The sequence below is a fragment of the Xanthomonas cannabis pv. cannabis genome (assembly GCF_000802365.1).
In the GTDB taxonomy this organism is placed as follows: domain Bacteria; phylum Pseudomonadota; class Gammaproteobacteria; order Xanthomonadales; family Xanthomonadaceae; genus Xanthomonas; species Xanthomonas cannabis.
The window spans coordinates 1-1,498 of sequence record NZ_JSZE01000207.1; the positions used below are offsets into that span (position 1 = coordinate 1).

Annotated in this window: 1 protein-coding gene; it reads left to right on the top strand. The window is 44.2% G+C overall.

Annotation, left to right across the window (positions count from 1 at the left end; genetic code table 11):
- Window positions 1-606 precede the first annotated feature (606 nt).
- Window positions 607-1,371, top strand: coding sequence for an autoinducer binding domain-containing protein (locus OZ10_RS21895; RefSeq protein WP_081419706.1), 765 nt, complete (start codon window positions 607-609; stop codon window positions 1,369-1,371).
- The last annotated feature ends 127 nt before the right edge of the window (window positions 1,372-1,498 follow it).

The following is a 1,498-nucleotide window of genomic DNA, read 5'->3' on the forward strand; positions in this document are numbered from 1 at the left end:
ACCCAAGAAAGCAATTGGCGGCATGACGCCGTCCGCTTATGCCCAACATCTGGCAAACACCGATATCATCAACCCCGGACTCTAAACCCGACCGCTACTCAGGGCGGGGGGACGTCGGTTGTTCAATAGCCGATCGGAGCTCTTGACCCGTCAGCCAGAGTCAGGCACTGAGCTATACCAGCGCTATCCGCGACTGGCATTAATCGATCCGATACGTGTCTGCTCAGTGCACATTAATAAAGCGAAAGTACTAAACTCAAAAAAGCGTAGAGCAGGGGAGTTTTTCGTAACATACTTCCTGGAACCATACCTCCCGAGGTGGCAGTCTAAACCGCGAGGCAGATTATTGCTCGGATTAAGATTGATTCTCGCCCTCTTTCTTTGTGTGATGTTATGCAAAATGAACTGGGATGGTCGTTGCATAAATCAGAGACAAATAGTTTTTCCGGCTCTTAAAAGTATGTCGATTCAACTATACAAACAGTAAGTAAATTCGAATTGACTTATCTCAACGATGTGGCAATTATCAACTTGGTAGATACATGCATCTTGACGTCTACTGTAATTGAATAGTAGACCTGCTGCGCGACCTAGATAAGGATTGGAATGCTAAATGATCTTATTCGAAGTTTTATTGAGGAAGTGGAAGCCTGTAACGACAAAAAGGACTTGCAAGAAAAGTTCGAAAAGTACCTGTTAGCCTACGGCGTAAGATTTTTCGCCTATAATATCCATCGAATAAGTCCACTCATATCTCACAGCCATCTGGCGTCTGATTCTCAGCGGTTTTTAATAACGAATTATCCCCAAGATTGGTTGTCGTATTATTTCTGGGAAAAATACGATACTGTTGATCCGGTAATTGAATTGTTATCTTCGAAATCAGGTTTTGTTGACTGGGACAACATAAAAGATCTAAGTAGATTAAGTAAAAGGCAGGCGGGCGTCATGATGGAGGCGCGTGGCGTTGGTTTATCAAGTGGAATTACATTTCCTCTCTTAGCCGAGTTTGGGGAATCAGTTGCGATTAGTCTTGTGCCGCAGGGGCGGGCGGAAAAGGAAAGATTAATTTCATCAATTTCCGAAATATATATACTTGCGCAATGTTTTCACCATAGGGCTAGGAAAATTCTATTTGGCCAATCGATGAAAGAAATTTCATCTCGCAGAAAGACACTGTTATCTTCCAGAGAGGTGGATGTGTTGACCTGGATTGCGAAGGGTAAAACAGCCGCTGAGATAGCGCAAATACTAGAAATTTCAAAGAAAAGCGTGGATTTTTACACGGAAACTGCAAGAGAGAAACTTTATTCTGAAAATCGAGCTCATGCAGTCGTGAAGGCAATAATATTGGGATTAATTGAGTTATAACGTTTCTCTGGCGACGTCCCCCCGCCCTGAGTAGCGGCCGCGTTTAGAGTCCGGGGTTAATGATATCGGTGTTTGCCAGATGTTGGGCATAAGCGGACGGCGTCATGCCGCCAATTGCTTTCTTGGG